General features: G+C 72.6%; 21 protein-coding genes. 13 read left to right on the forward strand and 8 right to left on the reverse strand.

Going from position 1 to position 23,013, the window contains the following annotated elements; genetic code table 11:
- A partial coding sequence (locus E4P43_RS08810; protein ID WP_348522213.1) for a transglycosylase domain-containing protein occupies positions 1 to 2,400 on the forward strand: 2,400 nt, incomplete at its 5' end.
- Between the two features lie 31 nt (positions 2,401 to 2,431).
- The gene (locus E4P43_RS08815) at positions 2,432 to 3,976 is read left to right on the forward strand and encodes a glycosyltransferase 87 family protein (RefSeq protein ID WP_135145092.1); all 1,545 of its coding nucleotides are present in this window, start codon (positions 2,432 to 2,434) and stop codon (positions 3,974 to 3,976) included.
- Here E4P43_RS08815 and E4P43_RS08820 read toward each other — a convergent pair.
- Positions 3,956 to 4,768, reverse strand: a complete 813-nt coding sequence (locus tag E4P43_RS08820; protein ID WP_135145093.1) for a deoxyribonuclease IV — start codon at positions 4,766 to 4,768, stop codon at positions 3,956 to 3,958. The two genes, E4P43_RS08815 and E4P43_RS08820, sit on opposite strands and share 21 nt — an antisense overlap.
- A 123-nt stretch (positions 4,769 to 4,891) precedes the next feature.
- Here E4P43_RS08820 and E4P43_RS08825 point away from each other — a divergent pair, with 123 nt between their 5' ends.
- The 7 genes from E4P43_RS08825 (at position 4,892) to E4P43_RS08855 (ending at position 11,632) form a co-directional block, all read left to right on the forward strand.
- A complete protein-coding gene (locus E4P43_RS08825; RefSeq protein ID WP_135145094.1) occupies positions 4,892 to 5,911 on the forward strand; it encodes a hypothetical protein in 1,020 nt (339 codons plus the stop codon).
- 221 nt (positions 5,912 to 6,132) lie between these two features.
- Entirely contained in the window at positions 6,133 to 6,420 is a 288-nt protein-coding gene (gene rpsF / locus E4P43_RS08830; RefSeq protein ID WP_135145095.1) for a 30S ribosomal protein S6, read from the forward strand.
- Positions 6,421 to 6,422: 2 nt separating this feature from the next.
- On the forward strand, positions 6,423 to 6,917 hold the full coding sequence (locus tag E4P43_RS08835) for a single-stranded DNA-binding protein (RefSeq protein WP_135145096.1): 495 nt from the start codon (positions 6,423 to 6,425) through the stop codon (positions 6,915 to 6,917).
- Positions 6,918 to 6,955: 38 nt separating this feature from the next.
- The gene (rpsR, locus tag E4P43_RS08840; RefSeq protein WP_014378671.1) at positions 6,956 to 7,192 is read left to right on the forward strand and encodes a 30S ribosomal protein S18; all 237 of its coding nucleotides are present in this window, start codon (positions 6,956 to 6,958) and stop codon (positions 7,190 to 7,192) included.
- An 11-nt stretch (positions 7,193 to 7,203) separates the two neighbouring features.
- A complete protein-coding gene (gene rplI, locus E4P43_RS08845) occupies positions 7,204 to 7,650 on the forward strand; it encodes a 50S ribosomal protein L9 (RefSeq protein ID WP_135145097.1) in 447 nt (148 codons plus the stop codon).
- 537 nt (positions 7,651 to 8,187) lie between these two features.
- Complete coding sequence (dnaB, locus tag E4P43_RS08850; RefSeq protein WP_135145098.1) at positions 8,188 to 9,558, forward strand: replicative DNA helicase; 1,371 nt, start codon at positions 8,188 to 8,190, stop codon at positions 9,556 to 9,558.
- 157 nt (positions 9,559 to 9,715) lie between these two features.
- A complete protein-coding gene (locus E4P43_RS08855; RefSeq protein WP_135145099.1) occupies positions 9,716 to 11,632 on the forward strand; it encodes an Ig-like domain-containing protein in 1,917 nt (638 codons plus the stop codon).
- Positions 11,633 to 11,711: 79 nt separating this feature from the next.
- On the opposite strand, the gene E4P43_RS08860 is transcribed toward E4P43_RS08855, so the two are convergent.
- The gene (locus E4P43_RS08860) at positions 11,712 to 12,908 is read right to left on the reverse strand and encodes an acyl-CoA desaturase (RefSeq protein WP_135145100.1); all 1,197 of its coding nucleotides are present in this window, start codon (positions 12,906 to 12,908) and stop codon (positions 11,712 to 11,714) included.
- Positions 12,909 to 12,931: 23 nt separating this feature from the next.
- Complete coding sequence (locus tag E4P43_RS08865; protein ID WP_135145101.1) at positions 12,932 to 14,044, reverse strand: ferredoxin reductase; 1,113 nt, start codon at positions 14,042 to 14,044, stop codon at positions 12,932 to 12,934.
- Positions 14,045 to 14,139: 95 nt separating this feature from the next.
- On the opposite strand from E4P43_RS08865, the gene E4P43_RS08870 reads away from it, so the two are divergent.
- Positions 14,140 to 15,333, forward strand: coding sequence for a PucR family transcriptional regulator (locus E4P43_RS08870; RefSeq protein ID WP_245159025.1), 1,194 nt, complete (start codon positions 14,140 to 14,142; stop codon positions 15,331 to 15,333).
- Positions 15,330 to 16,217, forward strand: coding sequence for a hypothetical protein (locus E4P43_RS08875; protein ID WP_135145102.1), 888 nt, complete (start codon positions 15,330 to 15,332; stop codon positions 16,215 to 16,217). The genes E4P43_RS08870 and E4P43_RS08875 overlap by 4 nt, the downstream gene beginning before the upstream one ends.
- Before the next feature lie 7 nt (positions 16,218 to 16,224).
- Here E4P43_RS08875 and E4P43_RS08880 read toward each other — a convergent pair whose 3' ends face one another.
- Genes E4P43_RS08880 through E4P43_RS08890 form a run of 3 tightly spaced genes read right to left on the reverse strand, consistent with a single transcriptional unit; the run spans position 16,225 to position 19,469 of the window.
- On the reverse strand, positions 16,225 to 16,818 hold the full coding sequence (locus E4P43_RS08880) for a class I SAM-dependent methyltransferase (RefSeq protein ID WP_135145103.1): 594 nt from the start codon (positions 16,816 to 16,818) through the stop codon (positions 16,225 to 16,227).
- A 21-nt stretch (positions 16,819 to 16,839) separates the two neighbouring features.
- Entirely contained in the window at positions 16,840 to 18,411 is a 1,572-nt protein-coding gene (locus E4P43_RS08885) for an FAD-binding oxidoreductase (RefSeq protein ID WP_135145104.1), read from the reverse strand.
- Positions 18,408 to 19,469 (reverse strand): DNA polymerase IV, encoded by a 1,062-nt coding sequence (locus E4P43_RS08890; protein ID WP_245159026.1) that lies wholly within the window; start codon positions 19,467 to 19,469, stop codon positions 18,408 to 18,410. The genes E4P43_RS08885 and E4P43_RS08890 overlap by 4 nt, the downstream gene beginning before the upstream one ends.
- Positions 19,470 to 19,701: 232 nt before the next feature.
- Between E4P43_RS08890 and E4P43_RS08895 the strand changes: the two genes are divergently transcribed.
- Positions 19,702 to 21,054, forward strand: coding sequence for a DNA polymerase IV (locus E4P43_RS08895; protein WP_135145105.1), 1,353 nt, complete (start codon positions 19,702 to 19,704; stop codon positions 21,052 to 21,054).
- Between the two features lie 67 nt (positions 21,055 to 21,121).
- Here the strand turns inward: E4P43_RS08895 and E4P43_RS08900 are convergent, their stop codons facing one another.
- Positions 21,122 to 21,367 (reverse strand): helix-turn-helix transcriptional regulator, encoded by a 246-nt coding sequence (locus E4P43_RS08900; protein ID WP_233489344.1) that lies wholly within the window; start codon positions 21,365 to 21,367, stop codon positions 21,122 to 21,124.
- Between the two features lie 758 nt (positions 21,368 to 22,125).
- Between E4P43_RS08900 and E4P43_RS08905 the strand changes: the two genes are divergently transcribed.
- The gene (locus tag E4P43_RS08905) at positions 22,126 to 22,524 is read left to right on the forward strand and encodes a hypothetical protein (RefSeq protein WP_113835341.1); all 399 of its coding nucleotides are present in this window, start codon (positions 22,126 to 22,128) and stop codon (positions 22,522 to 22,524) included.
- A gap of 39 nt (positions 22,525 to 22,563) precedes the next feature.
- On the opposite strand, the gene E4P43_RS08910 is transcribed toward E4P43_RS08905, so the two are convergent.
- On the reverse strand, positions 22,564 to 22,989 hold the full coding sequence (locus E4P43_RS08910) for a metalloregulator ArsR/SmtB family transcription factor (RefSeq protein WP_113835342.1): 426 nt from the start codon (positions 22,987 to 22,989) through the stop codon (positions 22,564 to 22,566).
- Between the last annotated feature and the right edge of the window lie 24 nt (positions 22,990 to 23,013).

Here is a 23,013-nt window from a genome sequence, read left to right on the forward strand (position 1 = left end):
GATCTTGGCCGTGGCCGCCCGCCCGTGCCCCCGCGTGCGGGCACGTCGGCGTCCCGCGGCGGGACGACGGCCTCCCGGGGCGGCACCAGCGCCTCCCGCGGGGGGACGACGGCCGCCCGCTCCGGCGGCGCCGGCTCCGGCCGTCCGCCGGGCCGCCCGGGCACCAAGGGCAGCCCGGCCGCGAAGGGCAAGTCGCCCCGCAACAAGAAGCAGCGCCGCAAGCGCCGGCTGAAGATCGCCGCGGGCGTCATCGGCGGCATGCTGGCGCTGCTGTGCGTCTTCGTCGGCGTCGTCTACGCCAGCACCGAGGTGCCGAGCCCTGACTCGGTCTCCACGAAGCAGACGACGATCATGTACTACGCCGACGGCACCACCGAGATGGCGCGGCTCGGCGACGAGAACCGCACGAACGTCCCGCTGGACCAGATCGCCGAGCCGGCGCAGCGGGCCGTGCTGGCCGCGGAGAACCGCAGCTTCTACTCCGACCCCGGCATCTCCTTCACCGGCATCATGCGGGCCGCCTGGAACAACGTGACCGGTGGCTCGACCCAGGGTGGCTCGACCATCACCCAGCAGTACGTCAAGAACGCGTTCCTGACGTCGGAGCAGACGTTCAGCCGCAAGTTCCAGGAGCTGTTCCTGGCCATCAAGCTGGACAACAACTTCTCGAAGGAGCAGATCCTCGAGAACTACCTCAACACCATCTACTACGGCCGCGGTGCCTACGGCATCGAGGCGGCGGCGAACACCTACTTCGGCATCCCCGCCTCGCAGCTCACCGCGCAGCAGGGTGCGGTCCTCGCCGTCCTGGTGCGCAGCCCCTCCAGCTACGACCCCGAGACCAACCCCGAGGGCGCGCAGGACCGCTGGGGCCTCGTGCTCGACGCGATGGTCGAGGAGGGCTGGCTGACGCAGGCCGAGCGCGACGCCTCCGTCTACCCGCCGGTGCTGCCCAAGGGCGGCTCCGCGCTGGGCATGCCCGAGGGCCCCGAGGGCCACATCGTCACGCAGGTGCGGGCCGAGCTCGAGGCGCGCGGCTACGACGAGCAGCAGATCAACGCCGGTGGCCTGCGGGTCACCACCACGATCAGCAAGCCGGCGCAGGACGCCGCCACCGCCGCCGTCGACGCCGTGATGACCCCGGAGCAGCCGGCCGAGCTGCGGCAGGCGCTGGTCGCCATCGACCCGCGCACGGGCGGGGTCGTGGCCTACCACGGCGGCAAGGACGGGGTCGGCCAGGACTACGCCCAGGTCAAGCGCCAGCCGGGGTCCTCGGTCAAGCCGTACGTCCTGGCCACCGCGCTGGACCAGGGCATCGGCATCCAGGCCCGGCGCGACGGCAGCGACGACCAGAAGTTCCGGGACCGCGAGAAGCCGGTGACCAACTCCGGTGGTGCCAGCTGCCCGGCCTGCACGCTGACCGAGGCGATGACCCGGTCGCTGAACACCACGTACTACGGCCTGGCCTACGAGGTCGGCCCGGAGAACGTGCGCGACACGATCATGGCCGCCACCGGCCTGCCCGACACCTGGGGCGGGAACGACTTCTTCACCGGCAAGAAGGTCCTGACCGGTGGTGGCGGGACGACCGGTTCCTCCATCGGCATCGGCGAGTACGAGATGCGCCCGATCGACCAGGCGCAGGGCTTCGCCACGCTGGCCGCCGGTGGCGTCCGCCGCCCGGCGCACTTCGTCACCAAGGTCACCGACAGCGACGGCACCGTCCTGCTCGAGAACCCGGGCGAGGCCGGCGAGCAGGTGCTGCAGAGCGACGTCGTCAACGACGTCACGGTGGCCATCAAGGGGGTCGCCGCCTACTCGAAGCGGGCGCTGGACGGCGGGCGCGAGGTGGCCAGCAAGACCGGTACCCAGGGCCTGAACACGACCGACAACTCCGACGCCTGGATGGTCGGCTACACGCCCTCGCTCGCCGCGGCCGTCTGGGTGGGTGCCGACGAGCGGATCGCGATCCGGGACGCCTCCGGGCGGATCATCTACGGGTCCGGCCTGCCCGGTGCGATCTGGCAGCGCTTCATGAACGCCGCGCTCTCCGGGACGCCCAAGGAGAAGCTGCCCAGCAAGGCGCTCATCAACGGTGACTCCGGCGAGGGCGTGCCCGCGCCCACCACCTCGGCGCAGGCTCCGGAGCCCTCGCAGGCCCCGGTGCCGTCGCAGGCCCCGGTGCCGTCGCAGGCCCCGGTGCCCACGACCGTGCCGACGCAGCCCCAGAACCCGGGCGGTGGCGGAACCGGCGAGGGTGGCGGGGACGGCACCGGGACCGGCGACGGCGGCACCGGGCCCGGCGGTGGCACCGGCCCCGGCGGCGGGGGCGGTGGTGGCAACGGGCCGGTCGGTGGGCGCCCGGCGCCCGAGCCGATCTTCCCGCCCACCGAGGACTGAGCCGCGGGGGGCATCCCGCAGACTGCACCACATGAGCACCACGCCCACGGGCCCGTCCGCCGCCGCGGACGGGTCCGTGGTCGTTCCACGTGGAACGACGCCCGCCGCCGCCCCCGAGCGCCCCGTCACCCCCGACCGGGTCGTGCCCACGTGGACCGACCCCGTGGTCCGCCAGGCCAGCGAGGTCGTGGGCGGCCCGTGGGGTCGGTTCGCCGTCATCGGCCGCGCGCTGTTCTGGACCCCGCTGCGGGTCTGCCTGCTGTTCGCGATGCTGGGGCTGGCGCTGGCCTGGGTGAAACAGGGACCCTGCTCCGACGGCGACTGGACCGGCTCGGTCCAGTACACGCACTTCTGCTACTCCGACACGGTGCCGCTGTTCGGCCTGCACGGGCTCGACGACGGCGCGCTCCCCTACCTGGACAGCGGCGTCGAGTACCCCGTGCTCACCGGCGGCTTCATGGCCGCCGCCGCCGCCCTCTCGGGTGCCTACGACCGGGCGGCAGGCGCCACGGCGCTCCTGCCGTCGGTGCCCGCCGTGCAGAGCTACTACGCGGTCACCTGCCTCCTGCTCACCGCCTGCGCGTTCCTCGTCGTCCGCGCGGTGCTGGCCCTGGCCGGCCGCCGTCCCTGGGACGCCGCGATGATCGGGCTGTCGCCGCTCCTCGTGGTGCACGCCTTCACCAACTGGGACCTGTTCGCCGTGGCGCTGGCGACCCTGGGGATGTGGGCCTGGGCCAGGAGCCGGCCGGTGCTCGCCGGCGTGCTGCTGGGCCTGGGGGTGGCGGCGAAGCTCTACCCCGCCTTCCTGCTCGGTGCGCTCTTCCTGCTCTGCCTGCGGTCGGGGCTGGTCCGCACGTGGCTGCGCACCGCCGTCGCCGCGGTGCTGGCCTGGGTGGCCGTCAACGCCCCGGTGGCCTGGCTCGCGCCGGAGAACTGGGGCCGCTTCTTCCGGCTGAACAGCACCCGCCCGGCCGACCCGGACTCGCTGTGGAACCTCGCGCTGCACCTCACCGACGGCCGGATCCTCGACGGGCCGCTCGCCGAGGGGCAGACCCCCACGGTGCTCAACGCGCTCGTGGCGGTCGCGCTGCTCGCCGGTGTGGCCGTGGTGGGCTGGCTGACGCTCTCGGCGCCGGTCCGGCCGCGCGTCCCCCAGGTCGCGTTCCTGCTGGTCGCCGTCTTCCTGCTGACCAACAAGGTCTGGAGCCCGCAGTACTCGCTGTGGCTGCTGCCGCTCGCGGTCCTCGCCCTGCCCCGGTGGCGGCCGCTGCTGGCGTGGCAGGCCACCGAGGCGCTGCTGTGGGTCCCCCGGCTGCTCTGGTACCTGGGGCCGGACAACCGGGGCGTGGACGTGGAGTGGTTCCTGCTCGCGGTCGTCGTGCGGGACCTCGCCGTCCTGGCGCTCATGGCGCTGGTCGTGCGCGACGTGCTCGACCCGGACCGGGACGTCGTCCGCACCAGCTGGCCCGGCGTCGACGACCCGGCCGGGGGGCCGCTCGAGCACTCCCCCGACCGGCTCCGCCTGCGCCGGTCGGGGGGACTCCTGGCGCGCCGGTCAGGCGAGCGCGTCCCGTAGGAGGGCGATCTCCGCCGCGTGGCCGGCGGCGTCCCCCGGGGTCTCCAGGACGACGGGGCAGTCGGCGGCGCGGGCGACGTCCAGGAGCAGCTCCACCGGGATCTCGCCGTCGGCGAGCGGTGCGTGCCGGTCGCGGCTGGAGCCGGCGGGGTCGCGGCTGTTGTTCAGGTGCACGAGGTCGACCCGGCCGGTGACCGCCCGGACGTCGTCCACCACGGTGCGGAGGTCCCACCCGGCGGCCCACGCGTGGCAGGTGTCGAGCACGAAGCCGGCACCGAACTCCCCGACGGCCTCCCAGAGCCGGGCCAGGGCGTCCAGGTCGCGCGCCATGGCGTTGCCGCCGCCCGCGGTGTTCTCGATCAGGACGGGGACGGGGAACCCGCCGTCGTCGGCCTGCCGGGCGAACGTCTTGCGCCAGTTGTCCACGCCGGCGGCGGGGTCGTCGGCCGCCAGCACGTGACCGCCGTGCACGACCAGCCCCCGCGCGCCCACGGCGGCGGCCGCCGCGGCGTGCTGCCCGAGCAGCTTGCGGCTGGGGATCCGGATGCGGTTGTTCGTCGTGGCCACGTTCAGCACGTACGGCGCGTGCACCACGACGGCGAGCCCGGAGGACCGCAGGTCCTCGGCGTCCGGCCGCGGCTTCGGCGCCTTCCAGCCCTGTGGGTCGGCGAGGAAGACCTGGACGCCGTCGGCGTCCATCTCCGCGGCGCGGGCGACCGGCCCCCCGCGGTCGAGCTCCCCGTCGTCGGTGAGACCGGGACCGACGTGTACGCCGATCGGGTGCGAACCCATGCCTGCTCCTCAAATCCGCGACCACTTGGAGGTTTACCCGTATCGCCCGCGTCACATCATCGTTGGAGGCGTGACGGGGGTTACTCGCTGGTAGTGGTGTGGTCGACGTGGAGGTAGCAGAACATGGCAACGGGTCGCATCCGTCGCACAGCCCGCCGGGGCATCGCCCTGGCGGTCCTCACCTGGCTGGGTGTCGCGGCCGCCTCCGTCGGTACTGCCCCGGCGGCGCAGGCCGCCCCGACCGCCACCGTGCCGATCCGTGACCTGACCCAGCTGGTCGTCTCGGTGGACGAGGGCGGCACGGTCACCTTCGTCAACGAGCTCCAGGACAAGCAGCTCAAGGTCGGGGGCAACCTCCTCCCCGCCCTGGTCGACGTCACGGCGAAGACCGAGGTCACGCTGACCCTGCCGTCCGGCCAGAAGCCCCTCGCCCCGGGGGCCAGCGTCACCGAGAAGTTCGACCGGAGCTGCGTCGTCGGCTGCTGGCTGACCTTCACCTACAAGTACGAGTCCCGCGCCGCCCTCACGCAGCCGCTGATCGACGCGACGGCGAAGCTGCTGCCCCCGCTCCCGCGCCCCCAGCCCCTCGTGGTCAACACGCTGCTGCCGCTGCCCAACCTCCCGGGCGTGAACCTGCCGCAGCTGCCGCCGCTGGCCCTGCCGGAGACGCCGCAGGTGATCCCGAACCCGGCGCCGGCCCCGAACGGTGGCCCGGTCCCCCCGCCGGCCGCCGCTCCGCCGGCCCCGGCCGGCGGCCCGGTGCTCGAGGGCACCCCGGGCACGCAGTACCAGTACCCGCTCGGCGACGCCGGCGCGGCCCGGCTGGCCCCGGGGACCCGTGCGGGGATCGCGGCGTTCGACCCGTCCCGGTTCTTCATCCCCGGCACGAGCTTCGGCTCGGCGGACCGGGTCGGCTCCGGTGGTGTGGCGGGCTCCTACGACGGCGCCTCGGTGCCGGTCTTCGGCCAGCTCGCCGGCCTGGACGGCGCCGCCCTGGACGAGGAGAACTCGGCGGAGACGGTGAACGCCTCGGCCGCCGAGCCCGTGACCCTGCCGGCCGCGGCGCTGGCGGCGGTCGTCGCCCTCGCCGCCGTCACCGCGGCGCTGGTCCGCACCCACCAGGCGTCCCGCGGGACGCGCTGACCGCACACCTCGGCCGACGGCCGTCGTCCCCCCGCGGGACGGCGGCCGTCGTCGTCCCAGGGGCCCTGTGGACGGCGGGGGAGGCCGCGGGAGCGCGCGCTGGTAGCCTGGACCCGCGCGTTCCGGCTCTCGTCCGAGGCCACCGGGGCGCGCGACGCATGTACGACCCTCCTGCTGCAGATCCCCTGCAGCCGCTGAGACCAGAGGAGGTGGGGTTCTCCGTGCGCAACTACGAACTGATGGTCATCCTCGACCCCGATCTCGAGGAGCGCACCATCGCTCCCTCGCTCGACCGGTTCCTGACCGTCGTCACCAACTCCGGTGGCACCGTCAAGACCGAGATCTGGGGCCGCCGCCGGATGGCCTACGAGATCAAGAAGCAGGTCGAGGGCATCTACGCCGTCATCGACATCCAGGCCGAGCCGGCCGCCGTCCAGGAGCTGGACCGCCAGCTGAACCTGAACGAGTCGGTGCTCCGCACGAAGCTGATGCGGCCCGAGGTCCACTGACCATGGCCGGCGAGACCGTCATCACCGTCATCGGCAACCTCACCGCCGATCCGGAGCTGCGCTTCACGCCGTCGGGTGCCGCCGTCGCCAACTTCACCGTGGCGTCGACCCCCCGGACCTTCGACCGTCAGTCGCAGGAGTGGAAGGACGGCGAAGCCCTCTTCCTCCGCTGCAACGTGTGGCGCCAGGCCGCCGAGAACGTGGCCGAGTCGCTCACCCGCGGTTCGCGGGTCATCGTCAGCGGCCGGCTGAAGCAGCGCTCCTTCGACACGAAGGAAGGCGAGAAGCGCACCGTCATCGAGCTGGAGGTCGACGAGATCGGCCCCTCGCTGCGCTACGCCACCGCCAAGGTCACCCGCGCCTCGCGCGGTGAGGGCGGCGGCGGTGGAGGCGGCTTCGGCGGCGGTGGCGGTGGCGGCTTCGGTGGTGGCGGTGGCGGCGGTGCGAGCGACCCCTGGTCGACGCCTGCCGGCCCGTCCGACGAGCCGCCCTTCTGATCCCTCTTCTCTCTCACTGACATTCTCTGGAGAACCAGGTGCCCAAGCCTCCTGTTCGCAAGCCCAAGAAGAAGGTCTGCCAGTTCTGCAAGGACAAGGCGACCTACGTCGACTACAAGGACACGACGCTGCTGCGGAAGTTCATCTCCGACCGCGGCAAGATCCGTGCCCGCCGCGTCAGCGGCAACTGCAGCCAGCACCAGCGTGACGTCGCCACGGCCGTGAAGAACAGCCGTGAGATGGCGCTGCTGCCCTACACCTCCACGGCGCGCTGACCATGAGCACCATGAAGCTGATCCTCACGCAGGAGGTCACCGGTCTCGGGTCCTCCGGCGACACCGTCGAGGTCAAGGGCGGCTACGGCCGCAACTTCCTCCTGCCCCGTGGGCTGGCCATCGTCGCCACCCGCGGTGCCGAGAAGCAGGTCGAGTCCCTGCGCCGGGCGCGTGCCGCCCGCGACGTGCGGTCCCTCGAGGAGGCGCAGGCCGTGGCCGGTCGCCTCAGCGGGCTGACCGTCCGGGTCCCGGCCCGCGCCGGTGAGGGTGGCCGCCTGTTCGGCCGCGTCACCACCGCCGAGGTCGCCGCCGCGGTCACCGCTGCCGGTGGCCCCGAGCTCGACCGTCGCCGGATCGAGCTGCCCAGCAGCATCAAGACCACGGGCCAGCACACCGTCACCGTGCGGGTGCACCCCGAGGTCACCTCCCAGCTGACGATCGAGGTCGTCGCCGGCTGACGCCGGCGAGCCGCTGAGAGGCTCTGCACCGCCCGCGAGGGGCGTCGGACATCCGTCCGGCGCCCCTCGCGGCGTTCGTGCGCCAGGAGGTGGCTGGGACCACCTCGTGACGACGCCGACGCGGGCGCCGGAGGGCGGCCGGGGCAGGGTCCAGCACCCGTGTGACTCGTGGTGCGCCGGCCGAAAAAAACTTGGTGACAATTTCCCGTCCACAGCGGTGGGACGGCGTCCGTGCAGGTCGGGGCGGTGGTCGGGCACCTCACCCACGGCCTGTCCCCCGGCTTCTCCACATGTCGACATGCGTCCGTCCACCGACTTGTCCACAAGTTGTGCAGATCGGCGTGCACACCGGTGGTGGACGCCGCCGCCCCGGCTTCATAACGTCCTCCTCGGCCACCGCGGATCCGGGACTGTCGGTCCCCTGCGGTAGGCAGTGACCGAACAACTGTTCGGTCCGGTGCGGTCCGCCGAGCTCGCGTACTTCCCCTGCGCGCAGTGGTGTCGCGGGCGCGCCCGCAAGGAGATGGAGGTACCCCCGTGGCGGTGGCCGACGAGTTCAGCCGACCGTCCGTGACGGCGCCGGAGTACGACCGGCAGCCGCCTCAGGACGTCGCGGCGGAGCAGTCGGTGCTCGGCGGCATGCTGCTGAGCAAGGACGCGATCGCCGACGTCGTCGAGGTCTTGCACGGCAACGACTTCTACCGTCCGGCGCACCAGGTGATCTTCGAATGCATCCTGGACCTGTACGGGCGCGGTGAGCCCGCCGACGCGATCACCGTCGCGGCCGAGCTCAACCGGACCGACCAGCTGTCGAAGATGGGCGGCGCGGTCTACCTGCACACCCTCATCGCCTCGACGCCGACGGCGGCCAACGCCGGCTACTACGCCGCGATCGTGGCCGAGCAGGCCGTGCTGCGGCGGCTGGTGGAGGCGGGCACCCGCGTGGTCCAGCTGGGCTACGGCGCGGCCGGCGGCAAGGGCGACGTCGACGACATCGTCGACCGTGCGCAGCAGGAGATCTACGACGTCACCGAGAAGCGCATGAGCGAGGACTACTCGCGTCTCGAGGACGTCCTCCAGCCCACCATGGACGAGCTGGACGCCATCGCCTCCCGCGGCGGGACGGCCCGCGGGGTCCCGACCGGCATCCGCGACCTCGACGAGCTGACCAACGGTCTGCAGGCCGGCCAGATGGTCGTCATCGCCGCCCGTCCGGGTGTCGGCAAGAGCACCCTGGGGCTGGACATCGCCCGGTCGGCGACGGTGAAGCACCAGATGCCGGCGGTCATCTTCTCCCTGGAGATGAGCAAGCACGAGATCACCATGCGTCTGCTGTCGGCCGAGGCGAAGGTGCCGCTGCACCACATGCGGGCCGGCACGCTGTCCGACGAGGACTGGGCCAAGCTCGCCCGCCGCATGGGCGAGGTGGCCGACGCCCCGCTCTACATCGACGACTCGCCGAACATGACGATGATGGAGATCCGGGCCAAGGCGCGGCGGCTCAAGCAGCGCAACGACCTCAAGCTCGTGGTGATCGACTACCTCCAGCTCATGACGTCGGGAAAGCGCGTCGAGAGCCGTCAGCAGGAGGTCTCTGAGTTCTCCCGTGCGCTGAAGCTGCTGGCCAAGGAGCTCGAGGTGCCGGTCATCGCGATGTCGCAGCTCAACCGAGGGTCCGAGCAGCGCCAGGACAAGAAGCCGATGCTGTCCGACCTGCGTGAGTCCGGCTCGATCGAGCAGGACGCCGACATGGTCATGATGATCCACCGCGAGGACATGTACGAGAAGGAGTCCCCGCGGGCCGGCGAGGCCGACATCATGCTGGTGAAGCACCGCAACGGCCCGACCGCCAACGTCACGGTCGCCTTCCAGGGCCACTACAGCCGCTTCGTGGACATGGCCAACTGACCCCCTCGGTCGGCCCGCCCCCGCCCGCTGCCCCTCCGGGGTGGCGGGCGGTGCTGTTTCACGGGAAACGGCGAACCAAGATCGTCGGATGCAGCGGACGGTTGTGCGCCACGTCACGCTCAGCTAGGAACAGGGTCCCCCCAGTATTGGAGAACCCGTGTCCTCTCGTTCATGGCGCCGGACGACCGCGTCGGTCGTCGGCACCCTCGCCGTGACGCTCGCCGTCACGGCGACAGCGACGCCCGCGTCGGCGAACCCGGCCAAGGCCACCCCGCTGTCCGTCTTCCCGTCCAACAGCCTCACCGTGCCCGACCGCGGCCAGCTCACCGGTCTGCGCGTCGCGCTCCCGACCGAGGGCTGCGGCGGCGCGGTGAGCTGCGGCCTGGTCGAGCGGCTGAACCAGCTCGACGGCTTCGACCTCGACCCGCGTCTCGCCGTCCGCTTCGACGCCCCGGTGGACGCGGCCGCGGCGGCCGCCCGCATCACGGTCGAGGAGACCCGTGGGCGCTTCCGGACCGGCGTGGACCGGGTGGTCTACGACCCGGCGTCCAACACCGTCTACGCGCACCCGGCGAAGCAGCTGGCACCCGGCACGACGTACACGCTGCGCGTCCAGGGTGGTCCGGCCACCAAGGCCTTCCAGGACACCTTCACGACGATGAGCGCCACCGACGGGCTGCTGGACCTCACCCGGCAGATCCAGTTCGGCAGCAAGGCGCTGAAGGCGGTCGGCGTGACGCCGGGCCTGCGCGTCGAGGGCGTCTTCCCCGCCGAGGGCACGAGCGTGGGCTTCCTCGCCGACGGGGACGCCGCTCCCGGCCTGCAGTCCGGGCCCACGGCGCCGGTCACACAGCCGGTGGCGAAGGGGACCCTGGTCTTCGGCTCCTACCTCGCCCCCAACTGGCTCGGGCCCGACGTCACGATCCGCCAGACCCCGACGCGCGACCTCGGGCCGCTGCCGGTGAGCGCCGTCCGGCTGCCGTTCGTGGCGGTCCTGCCTCCCGGGAAGGCCCCGGCCGGCGGCTGGCCGACCGCGGTCTTCGGCCACGGGTTCGGCAGCTCCACGCAGAGCGTCTTCCTGGCCGCCGCGACCAACGCCGCCAGCGGCATCGCCACGATCGGCACCAACGTCGTCGGGCACGGTGCCGGGCCGGACAGCACGTGGGTCCTCACCAACGGCGGCACGGAGACCAGGATCCCGTCCTACGGCAGGGGCGTGGACCAGGACGACCCGGGCACGACGATCGGTGGCACCGAGGGCTCCTCGGCCACCGGCCCCGCCGCGGCCCTGTCCTCGCGGGACGCGCTCCGGCAGACCTCGCTGGACATCTCCACGCTCATCCGGACCCTCGGTGGCACGGACGTCGACGGTGACCGGAAGGCCGACCTCTCCGGCCGGGACGTCACCTACTTCGGCCAGAGCTTCGGTGGCATCTACGGCACCATGCTGACCGGCGCGGACCGGGCGGTCACCCGCTCGGTGCTCAACGTCCCGGGTGGCCCGGTCACCGAGATCGCGCGCACGTCACCGACGTTCCGCGGCCTGACCACGCAGGCGCTCAGCCAGGTGGGCCTGCTGAACAGCACCGACCCCGGGCGCTTCTACTTCCAGGAGCAGATGCCGCTCCGGGGCGAGGGGCCGGTGACCGCGACGGCTCCGGGGGCCCTGGCCATCCAGGACTACCTGGCCAGGTCGACGTGGCTGACCCGCCCGGGCAGCCCGGAGACGTTCGCCCCGCTCATCGACCCGAAGCGGGTGCTGGTCCAGGTGGCCTTCGGTGACCGGACGGTCCCCAACCCGACGTCGTACACGATCGTGGACGCCGGGAACCTGTGGAAGCGGACCAGCCTCTACCGCAACGACCGGACGGCGAACGCCGCGAACGACCCGCACGCCTTCCTGCTCAGGCTGAACATCCCCGCAGCGCTGCAGGGGCAGGCCCAGGTCGCGGCCTTCCTGAAGGGGGGCGAGGTCGTCGACCCCGACGGGGACGGCGCGGTGTGGGAGACCCCGATCGCGGACCCGGCGACGATCCGCGTCCTGAACTACCCGGCGCCGTTCCTGGCGCCCTGACCCGCCGGTGAGACACCGAGGCCCAGGACCGGAATCGGTCCTGGGCCTCGGTGCTCGTCAGGGGTGCGACGCGCCTGGGTCAGGCGGCGGCCTTCATGAGCTCGCGGCGCACCTTCTTGCCACCGGTGGTCATGCGGACCAGCTTCACGACCTGCGCCGGCGCGTTCTTCGGCGTCGTCTCGGCCAGCCAGCCGTTGGGCAGCGAGAGGCGGATGACCTTGTGCCACGCGCTCGCGACCTGCTTGTACAGCGGGGCCGAGTGGTAGGTCAGGTCGTAGCGGTCGAAGATCTCCTTGATCTTCGGCGCGATCTCCGCGTACCGGTTGCTCGGGATGTCGGGGAACAGGTGGTGCTCCACCTGGTGCGACAGGTTGCCGGTCATGATGTGCATGGCCTTGCTGCCGGAGATGTTGGCCGAGCCGAGCATCTGCCGGACGTACCACTCACCGCGGGTCTCGCCGTCGATGGAGGTCTTCTCGAAGGTCTCGACGCCCTCGGGGAAGTGCCCGCACATGATGACCGAGTGCGACCACAGGTTGCGCACCACGTTGGCGGTGAAGTTGGCGACCAGGGTGGGGACGAACGACGGGCCCGACAGCAGCGGGTGGACGACGTAGTCCTTGGCGGCCTGGTTGCGGATCTTCTTCAGCACCTGCTTGGCGGCGGCCCGGAACTTCGGGTCGTTGCGGCGCTTCTTGGTGGCCAGGTTCTTGCCGAGCTCGAGGTCGTACGCGGCGATCCCGTACTCGAAGAAGCAGGCGTTGATGAAGTTCCAGAGCGGCTGCGCCAGGTACATCGGGTGCCAGCGCTGGTCCTCGTCGACGCGCATGATGCCGTAGCCGAGGTCGTTGTCCTTGCCGATCACGTTCGTGTACGTGTGGTGCAGCTCGTTGTGCGAGTGCTTCCACTGCTCGGCCGGGCTGGCCATGTCCCACTCCCACGTCGTGGAGTGGATCTTCGGGTCGCGCATCCAGTCCCACTGGCCGTGGAGGATGTTGTGCCCGATCTCCATGTTCTCGAGGATCTTGGCGACCGAGAGGCCGACGGTGCCGAGCACGAAGGCCGGCGGGAACTTCGAGAACAGCAGGACGGCGCGGCTGCCCAGCTCGAGCTTGCGCTGCACGTCGATGACCGTGCGGATGTACTTGGCGTCGTTCTCGCCGAGGCTGTCGCGCACCTCCTGGCGGATGGTGTCGAGCTCCTTGCCGATCAGCTCGATGTCCTCGGGGGTGAGGTGGGCGATCGGGTTGTCGGGCTTCTTCTGGATGACGGTCATCGTGCGGCTCCTCGGTCTCGGGATCAGTGGTCGATGGCGCACGCGCCGGCGGGGGCGCTGATGCAGGTCTGGACGAGGACGCCGTCCCCGACGTCGTCGGCGGTGGTGATCTCTCCGTTGCGGAGGTCGCGGACCGCGCCCTCGCGCAGCGGAAGCACGCAGCCGTAGCAGATGCCCATGCGGCAGCCGCTCGGCATGAGCACGCCGGCCTCCTCGGCGGCGTCGAGGATGGGCGTGGTGCCCTCGACGTCCACGGTGGTGCCGTTCTTGGTGAAGGTGACCGCGCCGCCCTCGCCCGCGCCGGCGAGCACGCGCGGGCGGAACCGCTCGGTGTAGAGCCGGTCGGCGATGCCGACGGACTCCCAGTGCTCCTCCAGCGCCTCGAGCATGCCGACCGGGCCGCAGGCCCAGGTGGAGCGCTCGTGCAGGTCGGGGACCAGCTCGGCGATCGACCGGGCGTCGAGCAGCCCGGCGGTGTCGGTGTGCTGCTCGATCAGCGTGATCCGGCCCTCGGCGGCCAGCTGGCGGAGCTCGGCGCCGAAGACGACGTCGTCGGCGGTGGGGGCGGAGTGCACCAGGACGGTGTCGGTCAGCTGGTGGGCGTGGTTGCGCAGGATGCCCATGACCGGGGTGATGCCGGAGCCGGCGGTGACGAACAGCGCCTTGGCGGGCGTCTCCTCCGGCAGGCAGAACTCACCGGTCGCCTGGTCGAGCTGGATGATCGTGCCCGGCTTCACCCGGTGGACCAGGTGGTTGCTCACCTTGCCGTCGGGGATGGCCTTGACGGTGATGGTGAAGCAGCCGTCCGCGCGGCCGAGCACCGACGTGATCGAGTAGGCCCGCCACTGGCGGACGCCGTCGATGTCGATGCCGATGCGGACGTACTGGCCCGGGACGTGCGGGAGCCAGTCGCGACCGGGCCGGATGACGATGCTCGCCGCGTCGCGCGTCTCCTTGTGCACCGCCTCGATGCGACCGCGCAGGGCGGCCCCGGAGCGCAGCGGGTCGAACAGGTCGAGGTAGTCGACCGGCAGCAGCGGGGTCGTGACCAGCTCGGCGATCTTCAGCACCCGGTCGCGCAGCGCGGGGCGCGCCGGCCGGCGGGCCGCGTCGGGGCGAGGGGTCGTCGCTGTCATGTACTCAGCTTTCCCAGCGCGGCAGCCAAATACCTGTGCCCTCGACGTGAATCGGGGGGTAGGTTCTGTTCGCAGGGGACAAAGGAGGCGGGGCGGTGTCGGAGGCGCACGACTTCCCGGAGGCGGTGGCGGACGCCATGCGCGCCGAGCTCCCGCAGGTCGCCGAGCGGGCCGTCGAGGCCATCATCGTGGCGGTCCCCGGGTACGCGGACGCCTTCCAGGGGCCGATGGGCCGCAAGATCTCCAACGCCGTCGAGCTGACCCTGCGCGGGTTCCTGCAGCTGGCCGCCGCGGGGGGCACCGCCGACGCCGGCACCCCGGGCGGGCCGGTGGTCGAGGCGGCGTACGCGCTGGGCCGCGGGGAGGCCCGCAGCGGCCGCTCGATGGACGCGCTGCTGGCGGCCTACCGCGTGGGTGCGCGCGTCTCCTGGCGGGACATGAGCGCGACCGCGGTGGCGGCCGGCCTCGGACCGGAGTCGACGGCGCGGTTCGCCGAGCTGGTCTTCGCCTACATCGACCGGCTCTCGGCGGCCAGTGTGGCCGGGCACGCCGACGAGCTGGCCTCCAGCGGCCGGGCCCGGGAGCGGCTGCTGGAGCGGCTGGCGGGCGGGCTGCTCCTCGGGATCCCGCAGGCCGAGCTCCTCGAGGCCGCCCAGCGCGCCGAGTGGGCGCCCCCCCGCACGCTCACCGTCGTCGTCCTCCCGGCGGCGCGGGCCCAGGGCGCGCTGGTGTCCCTGGACCCTCGGACGCTGCGCTCCACCGAGGAGCTGCCCGACGTGGAGGGCGCCGCGGACCTCACCGTCCTGCTGGTGCCCGACGCCGACGGCCCGGCCCGGCCGGCCCTGCTGCGCTCGCTGGAGGGCCGGGAGGCCGTGGTGGGCCCCGCGCGGCCGTGGTCGGAGGCACACGCCTCCTACGCGCGGGCCGTCCGGGCGATGCGGCTGGGGCTGGCCGCCGGCGAGCGGGCGCCGCTGGACACCGACGCCTGCCTCGCCGAGCTGGTGGTCCGGGCCGACGCCGAGGCGCTCGCCGACCTCCGGGCCCGCGTGCTCGCCCCGCTGGAGCGGGTGGGCGACACGGCGCGCGAGAAGCTCACCGAGACGCTGCGCGCGTGGCTGCTGCACCACGGCCGCCGGGACCAGGTCGCCGCCGACCTCTTCGTCCACCCCCAGACCGTGCGCTACCGGATGACGCAGCTGCGTGAGCTGTACGGCGACCGCCTGGAGGACCCGGCGACGGTGCTGGAGCTGACGATCGCCCTCGGTGTCGCCGACCGGCCGGCGGCATGAGCGTCGACCTGGCGGCGGCCGGCCGGTTCCTGGCCGGCTCCGCCCGCGTGCTGGACCGGCGTCGATTCCAGCTGTCGTTCGAGGGCGGCGGGACCGGGCCGGTGCTGGCCGCGCTCGACGCCTACCGCAACGCCGACGGCGGCTACGGCTGGGGGCTGGAGCCGGACCTGCGCTCGGCCACCAGCCAGCCGGGGGGAGCACTGCACGCGCTGGAGACGCTGGCCGAGGTCGGCCGGGACGGCGCCGAGCGCGCCCTGGCGGTGTGCGACTGGCTGGGCCGGGCGAACCTGCCCGGGGGCGGCCTGCCCTTCGCCCTCCCGGTCCCGGACCCCGCGGCCTGCGCGCCGTTCTGGGCGTCGGCCGACCCCACCCGGCCCTCCCTGCAGATCACCGCCGTCGTCGCCGCGACCGCGCACCGGGTGGCCGCCGCCGTCCCGGCGGTCGGGGAGCACCCGTGGCTCACCTCGGCGACCGACCACTGCCTGGCCGCGGTCGAGCGGATCGACGCCGGCACGCACGCGATGGAGCTCGCCTTCGCCGTCCAGCTCCTCGACGCCGTGGCCGCGCTGCGCCCCGAGGCAGTGGAACTGGTGGACCGGGTCAGGACGCTCGTGCCGGACGACGGTCTGCTGCACGTGGCCGGTGGCGCGCCGGACGAGCTCATGCGCCCCCTGGACTTCGCCCCGCTGCCGGGCGGGCCGGCGCGCTCGCTGTTCGCGCCGGAGGTGGTGGAGGCGGAGCTCGACCGGCTCGCGGCCGGCCAGCAGGACGACGGCGGGTGGCGCGTGGACTTCGACAGCTACTCCCCGGCGGCCGCCCTGGAGTGGCGGGGCCACCGCACCGTCCAAGCGCTCACCCTCCTCCGGGACAACGGCCGGCTCTGAGGGTGGTTCAGGCCGGCCGCAGGACCGCGACGAGGAAGTCCGACCCCGGGGTGAACGGCCGCAGGTCCCAGGTCGACAGCAGCAGGTCGGGCGCCCAGCCCGTGGCCCGCGCGTCGTCGAGGAACTCGTCGAAGTCGTAGCCGCGCCCGGCGCCGAACCCGATCGCGGCCCGCCCCTCCGCCTGGATGTGCGCCCGCAGCCGGGCCAGCACGGTGCGCCGGGTCGACGGCGCCAGGAAGGCCATCACGTTGCCGGCGCTCACGATCGCGTCGAACCGCTCGCCGCCCAGGTCGAGCTCGGCCAGGTCGCCGACCAGCCAGCGAGGACCGGGGTGGTCCTCCTCGGCGGCGGCGACCAGCACGGGGTCGACGTCGACACCGACGACCTGGTGCCCGACGGAGGCCAGCCAGCCGCCCACCCGGCCCGGGCCGCAGCCGGCGTCGAGCACCCGCGATCCGCGGGGCAGCATCGCGTCGACCAGGCGTGCCTCCCCCACCAGGTCCACGCCCTGGGCGGCGAGGTCCCGGAACCGCTGCACGTAGGCCCGCGAGTGGTCCGGGTCCTCCTGGGTCATCCGCGTCCACGCGCTCGGCTCGGTCATGCGGCCATCCTCGCCGATGGCTCAGCGGGCCGGCAGCTCGTCCAGCAGCACGCCGGGGTTGAGGATGCCGGCCGGGTCGAGAGCGGCCTTCGCGCCGCGCAGGGCCAGGGCGAACGGCTCGGGGCGCTGGCGGTCGTAGCCGGGCCGGTGGTCGCGGCCCACCGCGTGGTGGTGGGTGATCGTGGCGCCCAGCCGGCCGAGCACCTCCGACGCCGCCGTCTTCACGTCGTCCCACATCGCGACCTCGGAGCCGGGGCGCCCGGCGGCGACCACCGTGAAGTAGGGGGCCGCGCCGTCGGGGTAGACGTGGGTGAAGCGGCAGTTCACCAGGCCCTCGGCCCCGGTCACCTCGCGCACCGCGGCGCCGACCTCCGAGCGGACGGCGGCGTACAGCTCCTCCACCCGGTCCCAGGTGCAGGCGGTCTCGAAGGTCTCCACGACCGCGCTCATCCGCGCCATGCCGTCCCGCACGTAGGGCATCCGCAGGAAGGTGCTGCGCCAGGCGTCGGCCGCCGAGTCCCGGCCGCCGTCTGCCACGGCCACCACGCCACCGTGGGCTCGGGCCAGGTCGGTGAGCTCGGCCAGCCGCCCCTCCACCGGGACGGCCGCGGACTCGACGCCGAGCACCAGCACCGGCTGGCCGCCCGAGGCGCCCGACAGCGCCGCCTCGCCCGGGTCCAGGAGCCGGCAGTTGGCCGGGTGCAGGGCGGCCTGGGCGATCGCCCGGACGGCGGCGATCGCAGCCGTCATGTCGGGGAAGGTCGCCGACGCCGAGGCCTTGGACCGGGGCCGGTCCTGCAGCCGCATCCAGGCCTCGGTGATCACCCCGAGGGTGCCCTCCGAGCCGAGGAAGAGCCGGTCGGGCGAGGGGCCGGCGCCCGAGCCGGGCAGCCGCCAGGACTCGCTGGTCCCGGCCGGGGTCACCACGCGCATCGACTCCACCAGGTCGTCGATGTGGGTGTGCAGGGTGGCGTAGTGGCCGCCGGCCCGGGTGGCCAGCCAGCCGCCGAGCGTGGAGAACTCGAAGCTCTGCGGGAAGTGGCGCAGCGTCAGGTCGTGCGGGCGCAGCTGCGCCTCCAGCGCCGGCCCGAACGCGCCGGCCTGGATCCGCGCGGCCCGGCTGGTCCGGTCGATCTCCAGCACCTGGTCCAGGGCGCCCAGGTCGAGCGAGACCCAGGGCCTCTCGCCGCGGTACTCGACGCCGCCCACGACCGAGCTCCCGCCGCCGAAGGGGACGACGACCACCCCTGCGTCGCCCGCCCAGTCGAGCAGGTCGACGACGTCGCTCTCGCCGCGCGGGTGCGCGACCGCGTCCGGTGCGCCCCGCAGGTCGCCGGACAGCGCCCGGACGACGTCCCGGTACGCCTTGCCGTACGCGTGCGCCGCACGGGCCGCGGGGTCGGTGGTGACCGGCAGGGACGGCGGCGGGCCGACCCGCGACGGCGGCAGGACGAGGTCCCGGACGTCGGGCACGGCGCGCGGCCGGTCGGGCAGCCCCGGGACCATCCCCGCCAGCGCCACGCACTCCTCGTCGGGGAGGGCCTGGTCGGTGCTGCCCCAGCCCCACCAGGACCGGGTCGCCGTGCTGGTCATCCGGGGGTCCTCCAGTCGGGTGGGTCGGCGGCCGACAGCGCCGGGTCGTCGGCGGACAGCGTGCGCACCGGGCCGGGCGGCGTCAACGGTCCCTCGAAGCGCACGGTCACCCGGCCCAGGCCGCGGCCCCACACCCAGCCGGCGCCCAGCTCCTCGTGGCGCACGTCCTGCCCCGGCCACCAGCGCTTCTCGACCGGCAGCTCCACGGCCTCGGGGGCGACCTCCGGCTCGGTTGCCGCCGCCTCCGCGTCGGGGCCGTCGTCGGTGAGCAGCCCGTCGGCGAAGAGGTCGCCCTGCGCGTAGACCGACAGCCCCGAGACGCCGACGCCGAGCAGCCGCAGCCCGCCGGCGGTCCCCGCCTCGGTGAGCAGCCGGCGGGCGGTGGCGGCGATCAGCCGCGGGTCGTCGGTCGGCTGGGGGAGCGTCTGGGAGCGGGTGAGGGTGGTGAAGTCGTAGCGCCGCAGCTTCAGCGTGACCGTCCGGCCCGAGATCGCGCCCTTCCGCAGCCGCTCCCCCACCCGGGCGGCCATCGAGTCGATCTCCCGGCCCAGCACGTGGACGTCGGTCAGGTCCCGCTCGAAGGTCTCCTCGTGCGAGACCGACTTGACGTCGCGGTCCGGGACGACGGCGCGGTCGTCGTCGGCGCGCGCCAGCGCGTGCAGGCCGGCGCCGTGCGCCCGGCCGACCAGCGCGACCAGGTCGCTCAGCGACCGCCCCGCCAGGTCCCCGACCGTCTTCACCCCCACCTGGTGCAGCCGCTCGGCCGTCGCCGGGCCGACGCCCCCCAGCCGGGTCACGGGCAGCGGGTGCAGGACCTCGAGCTCGCGGCCCGGGGCGACGACCACCAGCCCGTCGGGCTTCTGCAGGTCGGAGCCGATCTTGGCCATGAGCTTGGAGCTGCCGATGCCGATGGAGCCGGTCACTCCCCCGGTCGCCGCGGCGATGCGGTCCTTCAGCTGGTGCCCCAGCGCGGTGACGCCGTCCACGGAGAGATCCACCCCGTCCGCGGCCGCCAGGTCGACGTAGGCCTCGTCGATGGACAACTGTCGGGTGTTCAAGGCGTGTCGTTGTACTGACCTGTCGAACCCCCCTGCCAGGGCGCCGATCATGGTCTGCGGACACCGCTGAGCGCGTTGGCGCCGGTGATGCGGCAGTCCTCAGTGACCTGCCGATGCACCTCTACGACACTGCTCGGCGAGGGCGACCGGCCTTCTCCGGTCACGAGGCGGTGCATGTCAGAGAGCATCCCGCTTCGGGCAGGGTGGATGAAGCAACAGGGTGGGAGGCAGGATGCGCGACACCGCCAGCATCCTCCATCTCGATCTTGATGCCATGTTCTCTGCCGTCGAGATGCGCGACAAGCCGTCTCTCGTCGGGAAGCCTGTTGTGGTCGGCGGAGTCAGAGGACGGGGTGTGGTGGCGACCGCCTCGTACGAGGCGCGGGCCTACGGCGTTCACTCCGCCATGCCCACCGCTGAAGCCCGTCGGCGGCTGCCCTCGGGTGCCGCCTTCCTCGGCGGCCGGTTCTCGGCTTACCGGATGACGTCCGAGGTCGTGATGGCGGTCCTGTCCGAGTTGTCGCCGATCGTCGAGCAGGTCTCGATCGACGAGGCGGTCGTTGACCTTGCTGCCAGGGAGAATGCCGACCTGAGCGTGGCGGGGGTGACCGCGCTGGGTGAAGCCTTGAAGGCGCGGGTGGCGGAAGCGACCGGAGGCGTGACGGCGTCGATCGGAATCGCGTCGTCGAGAATGCTGGCCAAGATCGGCTCGGACTTGAACAAGCCCAACGGGTTGACTGTGGTTGCTCCTGGTCAGGAGTTGGCCGTGCTACATCCACTGCCGGTGACCCGGATCGCCGGTGTCGGCCCGGCCACTGCGGAACGGCTTCGTCAGGTCGGCGTCCGCACCGTCGCCGAACTTGCGAGCAAGTCGCTTCATGACCTGGTGACGCTGTTCGGCAAGGCGCACGGGAGCGGGCTCTACCACCTGGCGCGGGCCGAGGACGACCGTCCTGTGGTGCCTTACCGGGAAGCCAAGTCGATCTCGGCGGAGGAGACGTTCGAGCGAGACCTGACCGACATGCCAGCCCTGACTCGCGAGATCGAGTTGCTGGCACAACGGGTAGTTCGTCGGCTCCGCGCCGCGAACTCTTCCGGTCGGACGGTGACCCTCAAGGTCCGGCGCTACGACTTCACGACGTTGACTCGGTCCCTTACGCTGCCGCACCCGACGGATGATCCGACGGAGGTCACCCAGATCGCTCGGCGCCTCCTTGTGCAGGCGGGAGCGACCGGCGGCATCCGCTTGCTCGGCGTCGGTGTTTCTGGGCTGTCCGACTTCGTGCAACAGGACCTCTTCACGGACTCGGTCCCTGAGGATGACGAAGCGGAGGCCCTTGACGAGGACGCCGCTCCCTCACCTGGCGAGGTGGCGCGACCTGTTCAACCTCGCATCTGGCACCCAGGGCAGGACGTCCGCCACGACGAGCACGGGCCGGGATGGGTGTGGGGCAGTGGGCTCAACCGGGTGACCGTTCGATTCGAGGGTCCCGGTACGCCACCCGGCCCAGTGCGCACCTTCTTCGCCGACGACGAGGCGCTCCATCCCTCCGAGCCCCCGGATTGGCGGCGCTCGCCGGAGTGAGGACGGCCCTGGGGTGCTCGTAGTCGCTGACCGACGTCTCAGTTCCGCTGAGAGGTGACGCGACGCCCTAGTCCGGGAGAAGGTCCTGCAAACGGAGGCCGAGCGCATCAGCCAAGGCATAGCCGGTGGCGAGCGTGGGGTTCGAGTCGCCGCGCTCGATGCGCTGGATGTGCTTGAAGTAGACGCCCGAGGCGTGGGCCAGTGACTCATGTGTCAGGCCCGCGTTCTCGCGAGCCGTCTTCACCTTGCCCCCGAGGGCCTTGCGGCGCTCTTCAGAGAGCGCGAGGTGTTGAGCAGTTTTCCCTCCCGGCACGACTGCCAACCGTTCGTGGCTGGAACCGAAGCCACCACCTCATATATGGTCCATCGCTGCGGCAGGCGCCACGTCCGGCGCGAGCCCCAGGGCTCCGCAGAGCCGCTGCTTAGGAGGCGTAATGCGTCCGGCTTACGACGAGTGCACCTGCTGGCGTGCCAGGACGCCTGAGGGGAAGAGCCACCCCGCCGCCTGGCTCAACGCTCATGACCGCATCGCAGTGACCGCAGTCGATGGCTATCGCGTCGAGGGGCGCCCGGCAGGAATGCTCTGGTACACGTCCGAGGACGGCCACGCCCCAGCGCCGGGTCTGTGCATCGATCTGGACGACGGGTCAGAGATGGACGTACCGGTTGCCGAAATCGAGACGGTCCGCCCCTGGAGACCACGCATCGTGGCGCAGCGACGTGGATGGTTGCGGAAGCACTGGTCCAGCCCTCCCAGATCCCCGAAGGCGGCTTGGACGTCGAGGTGATCGTTGGAGAGCACGAAGTCGTGGAGGTAAGCGTTAAGAGACGTCGCGTGCCATGCGACTCCATGACTCCTCCGGAGCCACGAATCGTCTTCACCCTGGTCGACACCGGAGAACTACCTCGCGCCTAGTGACCGGCTGGCCGGGTGTGGTCCATCGCCATCGCGGATCAGCAGTGCCGCAGAAACCCGCTGCCACACGGATGCGGGCCGCCGAATCGAGCAGCACGGCCTCGACTTCTGGACCGGATGGCCGACGGCCCAGGTTGTACCGGCACTTCCCTGACGTGGAGGCCATCCTGGGTGCCTGGCACGAACGGCAGATCGCCACTCATCTGGAGCACCTGCCGGAGGTAGGGAAGCAGCCGGGCAGCGTCGGACAGCGCCTCGCGGCAGTGCTGGAGACGTACGCGCACCTGTCCGCGCAGTCGCACGGCTCCGACCTCGGAGCGGTCCTGCATCACGGCGAGCACGTCACCCAGGCCCGCCACCGGCTGCGCGACTTCCTGCGCGACCTGATCGCCGAAGGCGTGGCCACCGGAGAACTGCGCGACGACATTCCGGCCGAGGAACTGGCCACCTTCTGCCTGCACGCACTCGGCGGAGCCCGCGACATGCCCTCATCCCAGGGCGTCCGGAGGCTGGTTGCCGTCACCGTGAACGGACTCCGCCCACCGCGCGACTGAGCCGTTTGGCGCGGACCGCCACGACGAGAGGGCCTGGTCCTACTCGCTCAGATTCGAGTCGTGGCCGTCGCCGTCGCCGGTGGCTCGGGACATGGTGACCAGGCGGCGCAGGCAGTGGTCGCGGAGCGGCTCGGGGAAGTCTGCGGCGAGGCGGTAGTAGACGACGCGGCCTTGCTTGCGGGTGGTGACCAGCCCGGCCGTGCGGAGCAGGCGCAGCCCGTAGCCGACTGAGTCCACCGTCGCGTCCAGGGCCAGGGCGATGTCGCCGACGCAGAGTTCTTCGACGAGGTCGAGGGCGTAGAGGATGCGTGCTCGCACGGGGTCGGCGAGCAGGCTCAGCGTGCCCGCCAGCCAGCCAGCATCCTCGGCGCTCAGGCCCCGACTACGGGCGTGGGCGACCCGCGTCGGGTCGACCGGGTGGTCATGCCCGGCGGCGCTGTGCCCGCCGTCGGTCGGCTCGTCCATGGCCACCTCCTACCGCTGACGAAA

This window comes from Blastococcus sp. TF02A-35, from assembly GCF_004571075.1.
GTDB lineage: Bacteria > Actinomycetota > Actinomycetes > Mycobacteriales > Geodermatophilaceae > Blastococcus.

What these genes read in the sequence shown, in the direction of transcription:
- E4P43_RS08835 (WP_135145096.1), top strand. Translation starts at nt 6,423, where the DNA reads ATGGCCGGCGAGACCGTCATCACCGTCATCGGCAACCTCACCGCCGAT.
- E4P43_RS08875 (WP_135145102.1), top strand. Translation starts at nt 15,330, where the DNA reads ATGAGCGTCGACCTGGCGGCGGCCGGCCGGTTCCTGGCCGGCTCCGCC.
- E4P43_RS08880 (WP_135145103.1), bottom strand. Translation starts at nt 16,818, where the DNA reads ATGACCGAGCCGAGCGCGTGGACGCGGATGACCCAGGAGGACCCGGAC.
- rplI (WP_135145097.1), top strand. Translation starts at nt 7,204, where the DNA reads ATGAAGCTGATCCTCACGCAGGAGGTCACCGGTCTCGGGTCCTCCGGC.
- E4P43_RS08895 (WP_135145105.1), top strand. Translation starts at nt 19,702, where the DNA reads ATGCGCGACACCGCCAGCATCCTCCATCTCGATCTTGATGCCATGTTC.
- E4P43_RS08885 (WP_135145104.1), bottom strand. Translation starts at nt 18,411, where the DNA reads ATGACCAGCACGGCGACCCGGTCCTGGTGGGGCTGGGGCAGCACCGAC.
- E4P43_RS08825 (WP_135145094.1), top strand. Translation starts at nt 4,892, where the DNA reads ATGGCAACGGGTCGCATCCGTCGCACAGCCCGCCGGGGCATCGCCCTG.
- E4P43_RS08910 (WP_113835342.1), bottom strand. Translation starts at nt 22,989, where the DNA reads ATGGACGAGCCGACCGACGGCGGGCACAGCGCCGCCGGGCATGACCAC.
- E4P43_RS08815 (WP_135145092.1), top strand. Translation starts at nt 2,432, where the DNA reads ATGAGCACCACGCCCACGGGCCCGTCCGCCGCCGCGGACGGGTCCGTG.
- E4P43_RS08860 (WP_135145100.1), bottom strand. Translation starts at nt 12,908, where the DNA reads ATGACCGTCATCCAGAAGAAGCCCGACAACCCGATCGCCCACCTCACC.
- E4P43_RS08820 (WP_135145093.1), bottom strand. Translation starts at nt 4,768, where the DNA reads ATGGGTTCGCACCCGATCGGCGTACACGTCGGTCCCGGTCTCACCGAC.
- E4P43_RS08865 (WP_135145101.1), bottom strand. Translation starts at nt 14,044, where the DNA reads ATGACAGCGACGACCCCTCGCCCCGACGCGGCCCGCCGGCCGGCGCGC.